This window comes from Cryobacterium lyxosi, assembly GCF_004403345.1.
Lineage (GTDB): Bacteria > Actinomycetota > Actinomycetes > Actinomycetales > Microbacteriaceae > Cryobacterium > Cryobacterium lyxosi.
In genome coordinates this window covers 493,202-508,022 of the sequence record NZ_SOGT01000012.1, presented here as the reverse complement: position 1 = coordinate 508,022, position 14,821 = coordinate 493,202, and the positions used below count along the sequence as shown (strand labels likewise).

The window sequence follows — 14,821 nt, the reverse complement described above, 5'->3', positions numbered from 1 at the left end:
TCGAGCTGCCCAAACTGCACCCCATCAAACGCCAAAGCCAGAATCGCACCGGCCTTTGCAACGGCCGCAACCCGAAAACCCTCAGGTTCCGGCACGGAGCCAGTTGCAGTGGGCGGGGCGGTGAGGGTCATGGCGTCAGTGCCTCCTTCACCCACAATTATAGCCCGAATCGACCACTAAGGCGAGTAAATCTCAGCATAAAAGTGATGTCAAATCAGAAGTTTCTTCTCATCAACGAGCGCGGAAAAATGGTTGTTTTGGAAGCAACGATTGACCCGCTCTCGCGAGATACACCGCAACGGGGGTGGACGAACGATCTCTCACGCGATTCATCATGGGCAAAGTTACCCCTGAACTGGGTCCGCTATAGGGGGCGGTACCACCGGTGGGAACGGGTTCAGCCGTCGCCCACCGCGATAACGTAAGGAGTCAGTGTCGTGCCGCGACTGCGGTGTGCCTCCACGGGGGCACATTGAGCTGACTGAGAACTCCGGGGGAGCCGCGCATACGTGACCAGCCTGACCGAAATTTTAATCGTGCACGGTTTGCTCCCAACCGAGCGGCTCGACACCGTGCGGTTGAACGACCGCGCTGACGAAGCTATGGTGCGCAACCTGGTCGAGGTGGGCACGATCACCGAGCTGCAGTTCGCCAAGGCGCGTGCCGAGCAGAAAAACCTGCCGTTTGTCGAGCTGCTGGACTATCCCGTTGACCGTCTGGCCGTTGCCAAAGTGCCCGCCGCCGTCTGCCGCCGCGCCAACGTGCTCCCCATCGGCTTCGAAGACGGTCGTCTCGTAGTGGCCATGGTCAACCCCGGCGACGTGTTCGCCGTGGACGACGTGCGCGAGGCTGCCCGCATGCGGGTCAGCCCGGTCGTCGTCGAGCCGTCCGATCTGCAAGCGGCCATCGCCCGCTACCATCGTGCCGACAACGAGCTGATCGACCTCAGCACCACCCTCACGGCCGACAATGAGGAGCCCGACGATACGACGACACCTGCCGAAACGGATGACGCAGCACCGATCGTGCGTTTCGTCAACCTGCTGGTCAGTCAGGCGATTCAGGACAAAGCGTCGGATATTCACATTGAACCCGGCGAGAACGACGTGCGCGTACGCTACCGCATCGACGGCGTGCTGCACGAGATGCAGAAGGCGCCGTCAACCATCGCCGGCGGCGTCACCTCGCGCATCAAGATCATGAGCGACCTCGATATCGCCGAGCGCCGCAAACCTCAGGATGGCCGCATGTCCGTGCACCACAACGGTCGTACGGTCGACCTGCGGGTGGCCATTCTGCCCACGGTCTGGGGTGAGAAGGTCGTTCTGCGAATTCTTGACAACGCGACCTCGTCGATGAGTATGGAGGGCCTCAACCTGCTCACCGATAACTTCAACGAGTACGCGATGGCGTACACCAAGCCCTACGGCATGATTCTGGTCACCGGGCCGACCGGTTCGGGCAAGTCGACCACCCTCTACACGACACTGCAGGCTATCAACCGGCCGGAGATCAATGTGATCACCGTCGAGGACCCGGTCGAGTACCGCATGCACGGGGTCAACCAGGTGCAGGTGAACCGCAAGGCGGGCCTCACCTTCGCCGTGGCGCTGCGTTCCATTCTGCGTGCAGACCCCGACGTCGTGCTACTCGGTGAGATTCGAGACCAGGAGACCGCAAAGATCGCCATTGAGGCCTCGCTCACCGGTCACCTCGTGCTGTCGACCCTGCACACCAATGACGCGCCAAGCGCGATGACCCGGTTGATCGAGATGGGTATCGAGCCGTTTCTGGTGGGGTCGGCACTGGACTGCGTTGTGGCGCAGCGGCTGGCCCGGCGCCTGTGCGACCGTTGCAAGGTACCCGATGATCGCACCGACCTGGCCTCTTTGGGTTTTGTGGTCAATCCGACGGTGGGTTACGTCTCGAACCGTTCTATGGTCATGCCCGAGATCGGTCCGGCCATAGATCCCACCACAACAGGCACCATCATCTATAAGCCCGCCGGGTGCGCCAGCTGCTCGCAGACGGGCTACCGCGGACGACTCGGCATTCACGAGGTCATGACGGTGTCCGAAGAAATCGAGCGGCTCACCGTGGCACGCGCCTCGAGCGCGCAGATCGCAGCCGCGGCACGCAAGCAGGGAATGATCACCATGCGTGAAGACGGCTGGGCCAAGGTCGCCCTCGGGCTGACCTCGATCGACGAGGTGCTCCGTGTGGTTTCCTAGCGTCTGGGATGGCGCGGTTGGTCACCGACGGACCGCGCAGGTACCTCAGTGAGGTCGCCCGACTTCGGTTATGCCGTGCAGGAATCCGATGACATCCAATACGGGGAGCCGGCCGCTGCCGCGCCCGTCTCTACCGTTGATATCCGTGCCAGGAGGCTTATGCGGTCCGAATCATCGGCTCAATTCAGCACGCCGATGTCCGATCCCGATCTGCTCACGGCACTGCGGCTCGTGTTGAACGAGGGAGCGAGCGACTTGCATATTTCTGGCGGTGCACCGCCAAGCATGCGCGTTGACGGTTTTCTGAGGCCGATTCCCGGGTGGGATCGTTGGTCGCCCGAGAAGGTCGCCTCCGCTCTGAGGAGTATTCTCTCGCCCGGGCAGCGGGAGGAATTCGATCGGGAACTCGAGCTCGACTTCGCCCACACGGTGGGGTACACCCGCTTTCGGGTCAACTTCTACCAGCAGCGCAACACGGTCGGTGGCGCCTTTCGTCTCATTCCGAATGAGATCAAATCGTTGGCCGATCTGGGCATTCCGGAATCTGTGGCACGGTTTGCACACCTCCCGCGAGGCCTCGTGCTGGTCACCGGTCCCACCGGCTCCGGCAAGACCACGACCCTGGCCGCAATGGTTGACCTGGTGAATCGCACCCGAGACGACCACATCGTGACGGTGGAGGACCCGATCGAGTTCATTCACGAGGGCAAGAAAGCGATGATCAGCCAGCGTGAGGTCGGGCAGGATACGCACAGCTTCGCATCCGCTCTGAAGCACGTGCTGCGCCAGGACCCCAACGTTATATTGATCGGCGAGCTGCGGGACCTCGAGACGATCTCGGTCGCTTTAACCGCCGCTGAGACCGGCCACCTCGTTTTATCCACCCTGCATACTCAGGATGCCGCCCAGACCATCGACCGCATGATCGACGTTTTTCCGCCGCACCAGCAGGCGCAAGTGCGCGCGCAGTTAGCGGCGACCCTGCGCGGGGTGGTCTGCCAGACGCTCGTGCGCAAGATCGGCGGCGGACGCGTGGTCGCGACTGAAATTCTGGTGACCACTGCAGCCATCGCAAACCTCGTGAGAGAAGGCAAGACGCACCAGATAGCTTCGGCGCTGCAGTCGGGGCGATCGCTTGGCATGCACACCATGGACCAGCACCTGGCCGAACTCGTCGACGCCGGCCAGATCACCCGTGAGGCCGCCGAGGAGAAGGCAATGGACGTCGAGGTGCTCAGGCAGCTCGTGCACCGGGTTGATCCGACAGATGTTTCGGTGGGCCGCCTGAGCGCTGGCGAAATTGACTTCAACGATTCGTTTTCGCCCGGGAGGCGTTAGATGTCCATCGAAACCTCTTTCAGCTACACCAGTCGGGACTCCCGCGACCGCGTGGTCAAAGGCCGTCTGGATGCGGCGTCGGAGCGGGCAGCGCTTTCCCAATTGCGCGCCATGGGACTCTCGCCCATTACAATCGCTCCGGCCCGCGAGCTCACGAGGCTTCACGCAGATCTGAGCATTCCGGGGTTTCAGAAGCCCATCGGCCTGACCGACCTCGCAGTGATGAGCCGTCAGATGGCGACCATGACCCAGGCCGGGCTGTCGCTTTTGCGCACACTGAATATTCTCTCGGGGCAGACCGAGAATAAGCAGCTCGCCCAGGTGCTCGCAGTCATTCGCGGCGACGTCGAGACCGGCGTGTCCCTCTCAGAGGCCTTCGATAAGCATGACGTGGTGTTTCCGCCGATTATGATCAACCTGGTGCGCGCGGGGGAGATCGGGGGTTTTCTCGGAGACGCCCTCAACTCCATCGCCGACAACTTCGAGTCCGAGGTGAAACTGCGCGACACGATCAAAAGCGCGCTCGCCTACCCGGTGATCGTGTTGGTCATGGCGCTTCTCGCCGTGGTGGGGATGCTCATCTTTATCGTTCCCGTTTTCGAGAAGATGTTCCAGGGTCTCGGCGGCGATCTGCCCCCGGCCACTCAAGTGCTCGTCGTGCTCTCCAACGGCATGATCTGGGTGGCCCCGGTACTACTCATTGCCGTCATTGTTTTCTCGGTGTGGTGGCGCAAGAACAAGCACAGCCTGGCCGTGCGCCGCGTGGTCGACCCGTTCAAGCTCAAGCTGCCCGTGTTCGGCCTACTGCTCACCAAGCTGGCCATTGCACGGTTCAGCCGCAACTTCGCGACCATGATCGGCGCCGGCGTGCCAATACTGCACTCGCTCAAGATCGTCGGCGAGACCTCGGGTAACTACGTCATCGAGTCTGCCCTCGGCAAGGTGCAGGAATCGGTGAGCCAGGGCCGCTCCATCGCAACACCGCTCGCCCTCGAGCCGATTTTTCCGGCCATGGTCACGCAGATGATCGCCGTGGGAGAGGATGCCGGTGCGCTCGAGCAGATGCTCACCAAGATCGCCGATTTCTACGACCAGGAAGTGCAGTCGACCACTGAGCAGCTCACCGCACTCATCGAGCCACTCATGATTGCCGTCATTGGCGTGATTATCGGGGGCATGGTCGTGGCTCTCTACCTGCCCATGTTCAGCGTTTTCGACTACGTCAAATAGCCGCCAGGAGTCACAACCCCCGTTTAGGCTGCACTCCCACTGGGGGTAGTCCGACCGCCGAAAAAACAGCGGTACACCGTGGTGGCCAACTTAGGCTTGAAAACGGGCAAGCCACTGCATTGCTACCTGCTGAACAACGCAAAGGACACACATATGAACCGCTTCTTCACAACAGCCCTGGTCAATAAGCGCACGGCCCTCGGCGAGAAGGAGAAGGGCTTCACGCTCATCGAGCTTCTCGTGGTGGTACTTATTCTCGGCGTTCTCGCCGCGATCGCCATCCCGATCTACCTGGGCCAGCAGGACAAGGCCAAGGACAGCGCTGTGGAGGCGGCTATCACCAACGCGAAGACGGCCGTTGTCGCGGAACTGGTTGAAGGAACCGAGCTCTCCACCCTCGACACCGATTTTCCGAGTCGCCTCACCGCGTACACCGCGAGTGATGAAATTTCAGTCGCCATGGAGGTAACTTCTTCGACGAGTTTCATCATTACCGGTAGCTGGGGTCCGATTACCGACCTCGATCACGATCATTACATCACCGAAAAGGGCGCTGCGGTAGAAGGTCCGGTGCCTGCCGCCGCGTCGTCCGACGCTGTGGGGTAGCACTGCCCACCGTCTTTTCATCGGTGGGGCGTCCCAGACGCCCCACCGATGGTCGAAAATCGCCCGTAGTGAAAGGGAACTAGTGCGAGTCGGACACCGCTCCGTGACTAATTCGCGACCCGGCGAGGCAGGCTTTGGCATGATCGAAATCGTCGTGTCGATGCTGCTGCTCTCCCTGCTCGCCATCGCCTTTCTGCCGATGCTCGTCACGTCGTTGCGAGTCTCGGTCTCCAATGCCACCCTCGCCTCGGCCACCCAGCTCGTCGCCACCCAGATGGAGAACATCCGTTCCATCGGCACAACCTGCGCGCCGCTCCGCTCGCATGCTGCCACGCCGCCAGCCGCCTTCGACCCCGACGGCCGTGCCCTGCAGCCCAGCTTCGATCCGATCACCTGCCCGATCACCTACCCGGCTACAGTGCCGGTGCACGTCTTCGTGACTGAGGTATCGACCAGTGAAATTCTGGCCGAAGCGACGACGAGCATTTTCGTGAACGGCTAGGCCTGGGCATGGTTGCGAGAGCACGTCACCACCAGCACGATGTCGCGTCGGGCACCGGGGCGAACCAGCGGCGACAGCGCGGTGAAGGCGGTTACAGCCTCATTGAACTGCTCATCTATTCGAGCCTGCTCGTGATCATTCTGACCATCGTGGGCGGCATGCTGCTCAACACCCTGACGTCTAAAGCCAAGGTACTGGGGAGCGCAGACGCAAATGCCGTCAGTCAGCTGATCTCCACGTCGGTACACTCCGGTGTGCGCAATGCCACGGCGCTTCAGGTCACCGATAGCGCGAATCCCGATATCGATGACCAGCTCTTTGTGATCACAGCCGTGAGCAGCGATCCGAAAGCCCTGGCGACCGAGCGGGTCTGCCAAGCCTGGTTCTACACCGAGTCCAACGGCGGCGCCATGTTCTACCGGCGCGCAGCGGCTCCGCAAACCTTCGTTGCCCCCACGCCGGACGCCCTCGCCAATGACATGAGCGGATGGACCCTGCTGGGTACCGGCTTGTCTGCAGCCTTCGCCCAACCCGTCTTCAACCCTGATGTCACTCCCGACCGCCGGGCCGTCACCGTCAACTTCACAATCAACGCCGGTGGTGACAGCAGCCCGGCGCTGATGTCGACCAAAGTCACGAGCCGCCAGGGCGCGGCACCCCCCACGGAGCCCACATGTTTCTAGTTCGCAAGACCTTCCTTCTCCTGGCTGGCGAGACGGGAAGCAGCATGCTCGCCGTGATCGGGCTCATGGCCGTGGCGGCAGTGGCCACCGTCGCCATTGCTGGTTCCACCATGAACTCTCTCGGTGTGAGCAGCGCGACCCGCGCCGGAGTGCAGGCGCAATCGGCGGCGGAAGCGGGCATCGACGATGCCCTTCTCAAGTTGACCAACAACACCTGCACGGTGGCGAACTGGAGCACCAGCAGCCCGGCTGCGGCGGTGTTGGTCTCTTACTCCACCAGTGCCACCTCCGACAACTGGATCAGCGCGTGCCCATCACGGGCAGCGGTTCGGGTCAAAATTCTGGCGACCGGCGAAGCTGTCGATGTCGGTGTCGGGGGCAATACCACGGGCGACGCGCGCACGGTCGAAGCGATCTACGCCTACGTGCCGGCTGACACCGACACTACCGGCGCAGGCTCCGCCCTCTACTCCCACAATTTCGGAACCTTCGCGGGCTCAAGCCAGTTGAACTCCGTCGACGGGTCTGAGCCTGTGGTGCAGGTGCGCCACGACAACGTTTCCTGTGACAGCACCCACAGGGCTGATACCAGCATTCTCAACGCCGATCTAGTGATCGCGGACGGAGGGCTCGCAGTCGGGGCAACCTGCACGATCGTCGGCGACGTCTGGGCCACCGAACCTGTCGCCCTGCACGATTTAGCCCAGGTGCGCGGCAATGTCGTGGCGCCGAGCACAGAGTTCACCGACGACACCATCATCTACGGCAGCATCTGGACCACGGGGGCGACGGTGCTGGAATCTTCTGCGTGGATCAAGGGTTCGGTCACGGCCGGTTCGCTGAGCATGATCAACAGCGCAAAAATCGACCACGACGCCTGGTCTGCCGGCGAGACGACCATCGGCCACAGCACGAACGTGATCACCGGTCACCTGACGACTCAGTCCCTCGCCAACAGCGGGCCCGGCGTCATCACCGGCGGCACGACAGTGGTTGCGGTCGGTCCCGGAGCGGGTTCAGCACCGGCTCCGGCACCATTTGTGCCCGACTGGGTCGATGTCGACTATGACCTGACCGATTGGCCCGGGTTTCAGGTGGCGACGATGAACAGTGGCTGTAGGCTCGCAGACATACAAACAGTCGCAAACTTATTCACGGGTCCGGGAATCATCGATGCCCGCGAGTGCCCTCAGGGCGTTTTCCTGAAGGAGAATAACGTGACCTTGAGCCTGCCACAGGACCTGGCGATTTTTGCGGATCGATTCGAAATCGGCCTCGACGCGCAGATCGATGCGTCGGGAGCCACGCCTCGCAAATTATGGCTGATCTCGCCCGATGAGACGGCTGACGGATCGCCCACGTGCCGGAATCCCAGCGACTATTCGGACATTACACATGTCTTCATCGTGCAGGCTCCCGTGACGGCCATGCTCTACACGCCGTGCTCGATCGACCTCGATTTTTCGGCGCAGTGGCGCGGCCAGCTCTACGGTGGCACCGTCGGCATGGCCGGGACAGCGACGCTGCACTACGCACCAGTGGGTATCCCCGGAGTCGACCTGTCCACGGGAATGACACCGGGCGCGGGCGAATCGATCGCACACCTCGGCGCACGTGTTTCGATTCGAGACCTGAATGGATAGCACTATCGCGGGGGTATTCGGCATCCTGGGAGCCCTCATCGGCTCTTTTTTGAACGTGGTGATCTACCGCATACCGGCCGGCCGCTCCATCGTCTCCCCGCCGAGTTCGTGCAGCAGCTGCGGCGCGCGCATTCGGCCGTACGACAACATTCCGGTTGTGAGCTGGCTCGTGCTGCGCGGTAAATGTCGCGACTGCCAGGCGCCGATTTCGCCCCGTTACCCGATGGTGGAACTCGGCACCGGGGTCGTCTTCGCGATCGTCGCCCTCTGGGTGTTCTCGACCGCTGATTTTGGCTGGGCGGGTGTCACTACCAACGACAACACCCTCGCGATTCAGCTCATCGCGCTCGTGGCGTTCCTCTACCTGGCGGCGATCAGCGTTGCCCTGGCCATGATCGACCTCGACACTCATACCCTGCCGAACAAGATTCTGCTGCCGGCCTATCCGGTCGCCGCCGTGTTACTCACCGCTGCCGCCCTCGTGGCCGGCGAACCGGGTCGGGTGCTGACCGCCCTCATTGGGGCGGCGGCATTGTTCGGTCTTTACCTGGCCCTGGCGCTGATCAGTCCCGGCGGCATGGGGCTCGGTGACGTCAAACTTGCCGGGCTGCTCGGCTTATACCTCGGCTATCTGGGGTGGGGACCCCTGATCGTGGGGGCATTCGGCGCCTTTCTGCTCGGCGGCGTGTTCGGGCTTATTCTGCTCGCCACCCACAAGGCCAAGCGCCGCAGTGGCATCCCGTTCGGCCCGTGGATGCTCCTGGCTGCCTGGCTTGGCGTTTTTTTCGGTGACCAGATAGCGATCGGCTACCTCACGCTGTACGGCCTCGCGTAAGTGGCAATTGTCACCGCCAGGCCCACTCCTCGACCACCGCTTACACATCAAATTCTCACTGGGGGAAACAAATGACTACTCGTGTGGTCGGACTCGACATCGGCACTACCGCCGTGCGCGCCGTAGAGATGCGAGATGCCGAAACGGATCATCCCGTGCTCGTGCGCTGCTATGAGGAGCCGCTGCCCTTTGGCGCGGTCAGTCGCGGTGAGGTACTCGAACCGGCTATCGTCGCCGCGGCGCTGAAACGGATGTGGTCGAGCGGCGGTTTCACGACCAAGGACGTCGTGCTCGGTATGGGCTACCATCGCATGGTCGTGCGCAACCTGACGGTGCCCAAGATGTCGCTGCGCCGCATTCGGGAGTCGCTGCCATTCCAAGTGCAGGACCTGCTGTCGTTTCCCACCGCGGAGGCATTGCTCGACTTCTACCCCATTGCCGAGGTCGACAGCGAGGGCGAGTCTGGCCCGCAAATTTCCGGGCTGCTGATCGCAGCCATGAAAGGAGTCGTGCAGTCGCATATCAAGGCCGCCAGGCTGGCTGGACTGCACACCGTCACCGTTGACATCATGTCATTCGCTCGCAGTCGTGCCATCAACCGTGCGGTGACCGCCCCCGAGGTGATCGTGCAGATTGATATCGGTGGCGGTTCGTCGAGCGTACTGATCTCTTCGAATGCCGTGCCGCAGTTCGTGCGGGTGATTCCCTCCGGCGGCAATGAGTTCACCAAGGCGCTGCGCGTGCGCCTCGGCCTTGGCGAAGAGGCGGCGGAGTTGCTCAAGACGCGGCTGGGCTTACTGGATGAGGTTGCACCAGAAGATGAAATAGCCGCCACCATCATTCGGGAGATCACCTCGGAACTGCTGGAAAGCCTGCGCAATACCATTGCCTACTTCACGAACAGTCGTCCGGAGCTACCTATCGGCCGCATCGTGCTCATGGGCGGGGGCGCTCGGCTCGAAGGGTTCGGTGCCGCGCTCAGCGAGCTGACCCGTTTTCCGGTGGTTCCGGCGCAACCGTACGGCGCACTCGAGCTCGGTCCCGATGTCAGCCAGGAATATCTCGAAAACTCCCAGTGTACGTTCGTAGCTGCGCTCGGCCTCGCTCTCGGGAGTAAAGCATGAAACGCACAACGGATGGCCACGAGCTGATCCTCGGCGGGGAGCCACGCGCAGACCTGCTGCCCCCCGAACTCAAGGCCGCCCGCCAGGGCCGGCTGCTCCGCCGAATCATGTCGATCGTTGCGGCCGGCATCGTGCTGGTCGTTATTGCCGCCGTCGCAGCCGTGTCCCTCGAGGCGGGGCGGGCACAGTCCCGGCTCGACGCATCCGAGGTCCGCACCACTGAATTGCTGTTGGAATCTGCAAAATATTCGGAGGTACGCAATGTGCAGAATCAAATCGACCTGACAACGGCGGCGCGGCAGCTGGCTGCTGCCACCGAGGTCGATTGGCGTGCTTACCTGGTGGCCGTCCGGGCCAGTCTGCCCTCTGATGTCACCATCCAGGCGATCACCGTCGGATCCGGCACGCCGTGGGCGGAATACGAGCAGAGCAGCGTTCCCCTGTACAACCCGCGTGTCGCCAGCCTGACGCTGAGCCTCACCAGTCCGACCTTGCCCGCTGTTCCCATGTGGTTGACGAACCTGCGCACGCTTCCCGGCTACGCGGACGCCCACCCCGGTTCGGTGACCCGCACGGAAACCGGCCAGTACGTCGTCGAACTGGTCATCAATATCAATAAAGATGCGCGATCAAATCGCATCGCTGGGGGACAGTGACGCCATGACGCGCAACAGACTATTCGGTGCCGTGCTGATCTTGATCATCGGCACGGCGGTGGTTCTCGGCGGGATGCTGGGGATCGCGCCAAAATTGGAAGAGATTCAGGCCACAACGGCGCAACGTGAGGTCATACTGGCGAAATATGCAGAGCACGAGGCCGATTTGATCGTTCTGAAACAGGACTTTGCCGGAATCGCGGAGCTTCGCACCTACCTCGCCACCCTGCAGAGCGGGGTACCGCTAGATGCCGGCATCCCCGACTTTCTCGATGAGCTGGAAGTCATTGCCCGCCAGAACAGCGTGACATTGGATTCGCTGGTTATCAGCGATGCCGTTGCCTTTCAGCCCGCCGTGGAACCGGCAGTCGACAGCGGTGCTGTGGCGGCGTCAGGCGCGGGAGCGGATTCCGCAGCCGTCGCATCCGCTGTTCCCGCCACATCGTCGGCACTCATCCCGGAAAACTATCTGGCGATAACCGTTGCACTGACGATCGCCGGTGCCCACAGTAATCTTTTCGACTTCGTGGCCGGCCTTCAGCACGGCCAGCGCAGCATCGCGATTTCCTCGGTGGCGACCGATACCGGTGCGGGAGAGATCGTGAACGATATGACCGTTCTCGGCACGATCTACGTTCTGCTGGATCCAGATGGTGTGGCGCTCGAGCACTAAGGGGCACACCCCCAGATCGCGGGCTACCGCCGCGAAACGAGCTTCAATAACGTTGCGCGTGGCGTAGACCTCCCGCGAACAAGACTTACCCTGACTCCATTCTCGCGAGGCCTGCAACGACCGTTCGTCGCACCCTGGGCGAGTGGTCGCGTACCCGAACGGCCGTGCCTGTTCGCGGCAATCAGTACCCGACACGCTTGCTCCGAGAAGGAATCGCTCATGGACGACCCGAAAACCTCCCTGTCGCCAAACGACACCCGCATGCCCGGCGAGCTCGCGGGGTTCACCCCGGTATCGGCTAGCGCCGCAGTGAGCGCCACCCATCACGATGAAATTCGTGTGCTGCCCACCAATCGTCGGCGCACGCGCGTGGCACCCCGTAGCGGTCCCGGCGACTGGATTCCGCGCGGTGTCGATCCGGCGGTAGATGTGCTCGGCGTACCCGACGTCGACCTGATCGACGCCCTCCATGAGGTGGTGCTGCGGCAGGCGTCCGACCTGCACGTCTCTGTCGCCGCTCCGCCGTGCATTCGCCGCGACGGCGATCTCGGCCCGGTCGGCGCCGGCCCAGCCTGGTCGAGCCTGAAAGCAGACCGGGCCATCCGCAGCATTCTCACCCGGGCCCAGCAGGTCATCTTCGATCGAGACCATGAACTCGATTTCGCCTACACGCTGGAGGATGTCGCGGTCACCGGTGTGTCCAGTCGATTTCGGGTCAACGTGCACCAGCAGCGCGGCACCGTTGGTGCGGTCTTTCGGCTCATTCCGCACGAGATCAAAGGCCTCAAAGCCCTGGGAATCCCGCAATCGGTGTCGGCATTCGCCGGGCTGCCTCGCGGGCTGGTGCTCGTGGCCGGGCCGACCGGCTCGGGAAAATCCACGACGCTGGCAGCCCTCGTCGACCTCGTGAACAGCACCAGGGCCGACCATATCGTCACCGTCGAAGACCCGATCGAGTTTTTGCACGCCCACAAGAAGTCCCTGGTGACCCAACGCGAGGTGGGACAGGACACGGCGAGTTTTGCATCCGCTTTGAAGCACGTGCTGCGGCAGGACCCCGACGTGATTCTCATTGGTGAACTGCGCGATCTCGAGACGATCCAGGTAGCGCTGACCGCCGCCGAGACCGGTCACCTCGTGTTCGCGACGCTGCACACACAGAGCGCGGCGCAAACCATCGACCGGATCATCAACGTCTTTCCGCCGCACCAGCAAAACCAGGTGCGGGCGCAGCTGGCCCAGACCCTGCAGGGCGTGGTCTGCCAGACCCTCGTGAAGTGGGCGAACGGGGCCGGCCGGGTCGCGGCGACGGAGGTTCTCGTCACCGCTCCGGCCATCGCCAACCTCATTCGCGAGGGCAAAACGCACCAGATCGAGTCGATGATGCAGACCGGTCGGGAGCGCGGCATGCACACCATGGACCAGCACCTCGCCGAACTGGTCAACACGGGACAGATCACCCGCGCGGCCGCGCTGGCCAAGGCCCACGATATTGCCGGACTGGAACTGCTCATTCACCGCACCGAACCGGTGGCCGGGGCCTTTACCTTCGCTGCGGTCGGCGCCGGGTACGACTCCGGCCACGACGACGCCGACAACAACGTCGGGTTCGCCCGCGCGGTGCTTTAGGCAGCGTCATCCGCTGCTGCGGTAAAGTCGCTCGTCCGGCAGGATGCGCACTGGAGCGAGACCGGCTGCGCCGCCGGTTGTGCCCCCAGTACCCCCAAAATGGGAGTATGCATTCGGGCTTAAATGCGCAAAAATCCGTAGAGTGACCTCTGATTCTCTGCTCGTGATCCTGGCGGGCGCGCTTGGTTTGGCGCTGGGCGTGCCAATAACCCTTCTGGCCGAGCGAATGCTACAAAGCCCTCGCCGATTGGGGTGGAGAACTCGTGCGACGGCCGGGGTTTCGGACGCGGCGCTGTTCGTGTTCCTGACCGGCCAGTTTGGCTTCAGCCCCCAGTTGGCGCCATTTCTGATCTTTGCGACAGCATCCGTGGTGCTCTGCATTGTCGACCTGGTCGAGAAGCGACTCCCTAACGTGATTGTGCTCCCTACCACCGCAGCGGTCCTGGTCTCGCTTGCACTGGCCGCGTTGCTCGACGACCACTTGGAGGCGCTATTCGGCGCGCTGCTCGGTGGCACGGTATTCTTCGGCGTCTACCTCGTGCTGGTGCTCGTGTCGCCCGACGGCATCGGCATGGGCGACGTGAAACTTTCCGTCATGATCGGTCTCGCACTCGGCTATCTTGGCTGGAGCACGGTGCTCCTCGGCCTGTTCGCGGGCTTTCTGATCGGCGGTATTATTTCCTTGCTCGCTTTGGCCTTGCGAAAGACAACCCTAGGGAGTTCGATTCCGTTCGGCCCGTCCATGCTGCTGGGTGCGTTCATCGCAATTCTGCTCCGGACCTGGCTCTAGGCACGGTAGGCCGGTCTCGCCTAGGAGAAGGCCGCGACCATGCTGAGCACGGCGGGTGTGAGCAGCACGATGAACAACACCGGCAGGATGCAGAAGATAAGCGGGAACAGCACCTTGACCGGGATCTTCATCGCCTTCTCCTCGGCCCGCTGGCGACGGCGTAGCCGCATTTCCGCCGCTTGCACCCGGAGCACGTCGGCGATCGCGATGCCGTAGGTATCGGCTTGGATGACGGAGCGCGTGAACCGGCGCAAGTCCGGTGACGAGGTGCGGCCACTCAGAGCTTGGTAGGCGTCTTTGCGGGCGCGGCCAATGCTCATGTCCTGCAGAGTGCGAATGAATTCCTCGGCGAGCGGCCCCTTGCCGTTCGTCGCGGCCTTGGCCATGGCCGCCTCGAAGCCGAGGCCCGCCTCCACCGCAATCGTCATCTGGTCGAGGGTGTCAGCGAGAGCGAGCTGAATCTTTTCCTGCCGCTCTTGCCCCCGACTTTGAATGAGCAGGTCGGGCACGAAAAAGCAGAGCACAGTGAGTGCACCGCCGAGCCCGAACCGCAGCATGACGGGGTCGCCGCTGATCCACCACAGGGCGAGGAGCGCACCACACGCGGCCAGGACCAGTTTTGCAATGAGGATCTTGTCGATCGTCCACCCGGGCGGGCGCCCGGCGAGCGCGAGTCGGTGATCGAGCATGCCGAGATACCCCTTGGGGGCGGCGTCGCGCACGCCCGTGATGAACGAACCGCCGGTGAAGAGCGAACCCGAGGGTGCGCCGGTGCCCGCGGTGACTTCGCGCGGCCCGCGACCTCCGACCAGGATGCCGACGAGAGCTCCGAGCCCGCCGGCAATGGCCAGGGCGGCGAGGATGGCAATGAGTGGGGGCAT

At 62.8% G+C, this 14,821-nt stretch carries 14 protein-coding genes; 13 read left to right on the top strand and 1 reads right to left on the bottom strand.

Annotated features, from left to right (window positions below):
• Positions 1-509 precede the first annotated feature (509 nt).
• From E3T27_RS12165 to E3T27_RS12105, 13 genes are all read left to right on the top strand, one after another.
• Positions 510-2,231, top strand: a complete 1,722-nt coding sequence (locus E3T27_RS12165; RefSeq protein ID WP_134572993.1) for a GspE/PulE family protein — start codon at positions 510-512, stop codon at positions 2,229-2,231.
• 195 nt (positions 2,232-2,426) lie between these two features.
• Entirely contained in the window at positions 2,427-3,569 is a 1,143-nt protein-coding gene (locus E3T27_RS12160; protein WP_134573054.1) for a type IV pilus twitching motility protein PilT, read from the top strand.
• Complete coding sequence (locus E3T27_RS12155; RefSeq protein WP_134572991.1) at positions 3,570-4,799, top strand: type II secretion system F family protein; 1,230 nt, start codon at positions 3,570-3,572, stop codon at positions 4,797-4,799.
• 153 nt (positions 4,800-4,952) lie between these two features.
• Positions 4,953-5,405, top strand: coding sequence for a prepilin-type N-terminal cleavage/methylation domain-containing protein (locus E3T27_RS12150; protein ID WP_134572989.1), 453 nt, complete (start codon positions 4,953-4,955; stop codon positions 5,403-5,405).
• A gap of 103 nt (positions 5,406-5,508) precedes the next feature.
• Positions 5,509-5,907: a type IV pilus modification PilV family protein gene (locus tag E3T27_RS12145; RefSeq protein WP_134572987.1), complete on the top strand. Its 399-nt coding sequence runs from the start codon at positions 5,509-5,511 to the stop codon at positions 5,905-5,907.
• 8 nt (positions 5,908-5,915) lie between these two features.
• Positions 5,916-6,590: a hypothetical protein gene (locus E3T27_RS12140; RefSeq protein ID WP_134572985.1), complete on the top strand. Its 675-nt coding sequence runs from the start codon at positions 5,916-5,918 to the stop codon at positions 6,588-6,590.
• Positions 6,581-8,233 carry a hypothetical protein gene (locus E3T27_RS12135; protein ID WP_134572983.1) on the top strand — a complete coding sequence of 551 codons (1,653 nt, stop codon included), beginning with the start codon at positions 6,581-6,583 and terminating at the stop codon, positions 8,231-8,233. Before E3T27_RS12140 ends, E3T27_RS12135 begins: the two co-directional genes overlap by 10 nt.
• Positions 8,226-9,068: a prepilin peptidase gene (locus E3T27_RS12130; protein ID WP_104198480.1), complete on the top strand. Its 843-nt coding sequence runs from the start codon at positions 8,226-8,228 to the stop codon at positions 9,066-9,068. The genes E3T27_RS12135 and E3T27_RS12130 overlap by 8 nt, the downstream gene beginning before the upstream one ends.
• Positions 9,069-9,139: 71 nt before the next feature.
• The gene (gene pilM, locus E3T27_RS12125; protein ID WP_134572981.1) at positions 9,140-10,192 is read left to right on the top strand and encodes a type IV pilus assembly protein PilM; all 1,053 of its coding nucleotides are present in this window, start codon (positions 9,140-9,142) and stop codon (positions 10,190-10,192) included.
• Complete coding sequence (locus tag E3T27_RS12120; RefSeq protein ID WP_104198478.1) at positions 10,189-10,848, top strand: hypothetical protein; 660 nt, start codon at positions 10,189-10,191, stop codon at positions 10,846-10,848. Before pilM ends, E3T27_RS12120 begins: the two co-directional genes overlap by 4 nt.
• Before the next feature lie 4 nt (positions 10,849-10,852).
• Positions 10,853-11,521, top strand: a complete 669-nt coding sequence (locus tag E3T27_RS12115; RefSeq protein WP_104198477.1) for a hypothetical protein — start codon at positions 10,853-10,855, stop codon at positions 11,519-11,521.
• A gap of 219 nt (positions 11,522-11,740) precedes the next feature.
• On the top strand, positions 11,741-13,150 hold the full coding sequence (locus tag E3T27_RS12110; protein ID WP_277612404.1) for a type IV pilus twitching motility protein PilT: 1,410 nt from the start codon (positions 11,741-11,743) through the stop codon (positions 13,148-13,150).
• Positions 13,151-13,292: 142 nt separating this feature from the next.
• Positions 13,293-13,940: a prepilin peptidase gene (locus E3T27_RS12105; RefSeq protein WP_166786199.1), complete on the top strand. Its 648-nt coding sequence runs from the start codon at positions 13,293-13,295 to the stop codon at positions 13,938-13,940.
• 20 nt (positions 13,941-13,960) lie between these two features.
• Here E3T27_RS12105 and E3T27_RS12100 read toward each other — a convergent pair whose 3' ends face one another.
• A complete protein-coding gene (locus E3T27_RS12100; protein WP_134572977.1) occupies positions 13,961-14,821 on the bottom strand; it encodes a type II secretion system F family protein in 861 nt (286 codons plus the stop codon).

Bases quoted from the DNA above. Each gene is read 5' to 3' on its own strand.
- E3T27_RS12160 (WP_134573054.1), top strand. From the start codon at position 2,427: ATGTCCGATCCCGATCTGCTCACGGCACTGCGGCTCGTGTTGAACGAG.
- E3T27_RS12155 (WP_134572991.1), top strand. From the start codon at position 3,570: ATGTCCATCGAAACCTCTTTCAGCTACACCAGTCGGGACTCCCGCGAC.
- E3T27_RS12150 (WP_134572989.1), top strand. From the start codon at position 4,953: ATGAACCGCTTCTTCACAACAGCCCTGGTCAATAAGCGCACGGCCCTC.
- E3T27_RS12140 (WP_134572985.1), top strand. From the start codon at position 5,916: ATGGTTGCGAGAGCACGTCACCACCAGCACGATGTCGCGTCGGGCACC.
- E3T27_RS12135 (WP_134572983.1), top strand. From the start codon at position 6,581: ATGTTTCTAGTTCGCAAGACCTTCCTTCTCCTGGCTGGCGAGACGGGA.
- E3T27_RS12130 (WP_104198480.1), top strand. From the start codon at position 8,226: ATGGATAGCACTATCGCGGGGGTATTCGGCATCCTGGGAGCCCTCATC.
- pilM (WP_134572981.1), top strand. From the start codon at position 9,140: ATGACTACTCGTGTGGTCGGACTCGACATCGGCACTACCGCCGTGCGC.
- E3T27_RS12120 (WP_104198478.1), top strand. From the start codon at position 10,189: ATGAAACGCACAACGGATGGCCACGAGCTGATCCTCGGCGGGGAGCCA.
- E3T27_RS12115 (WP_104198477.1), top strand. From the start codon at position 10,853: ATGACGCGCAACAGACTATTCGGTGCCGTGCTGATCTTGATCATCGGC.
- E3T27_RS12110 (WP_277612404.1), top strand. From the start codon at position 11,741: ATGGACGACCCGAAAACCTCCCTGTCGCCAAACGACACCCGCATGCCC.
- E3T27_RS12100 (WP_134572977.1), bottom strand. From the start codon at position 14,821: ATGCCCCCACTCATTGCCATCCTCGCCGCCCTGGCCATTGCCGGCGGG.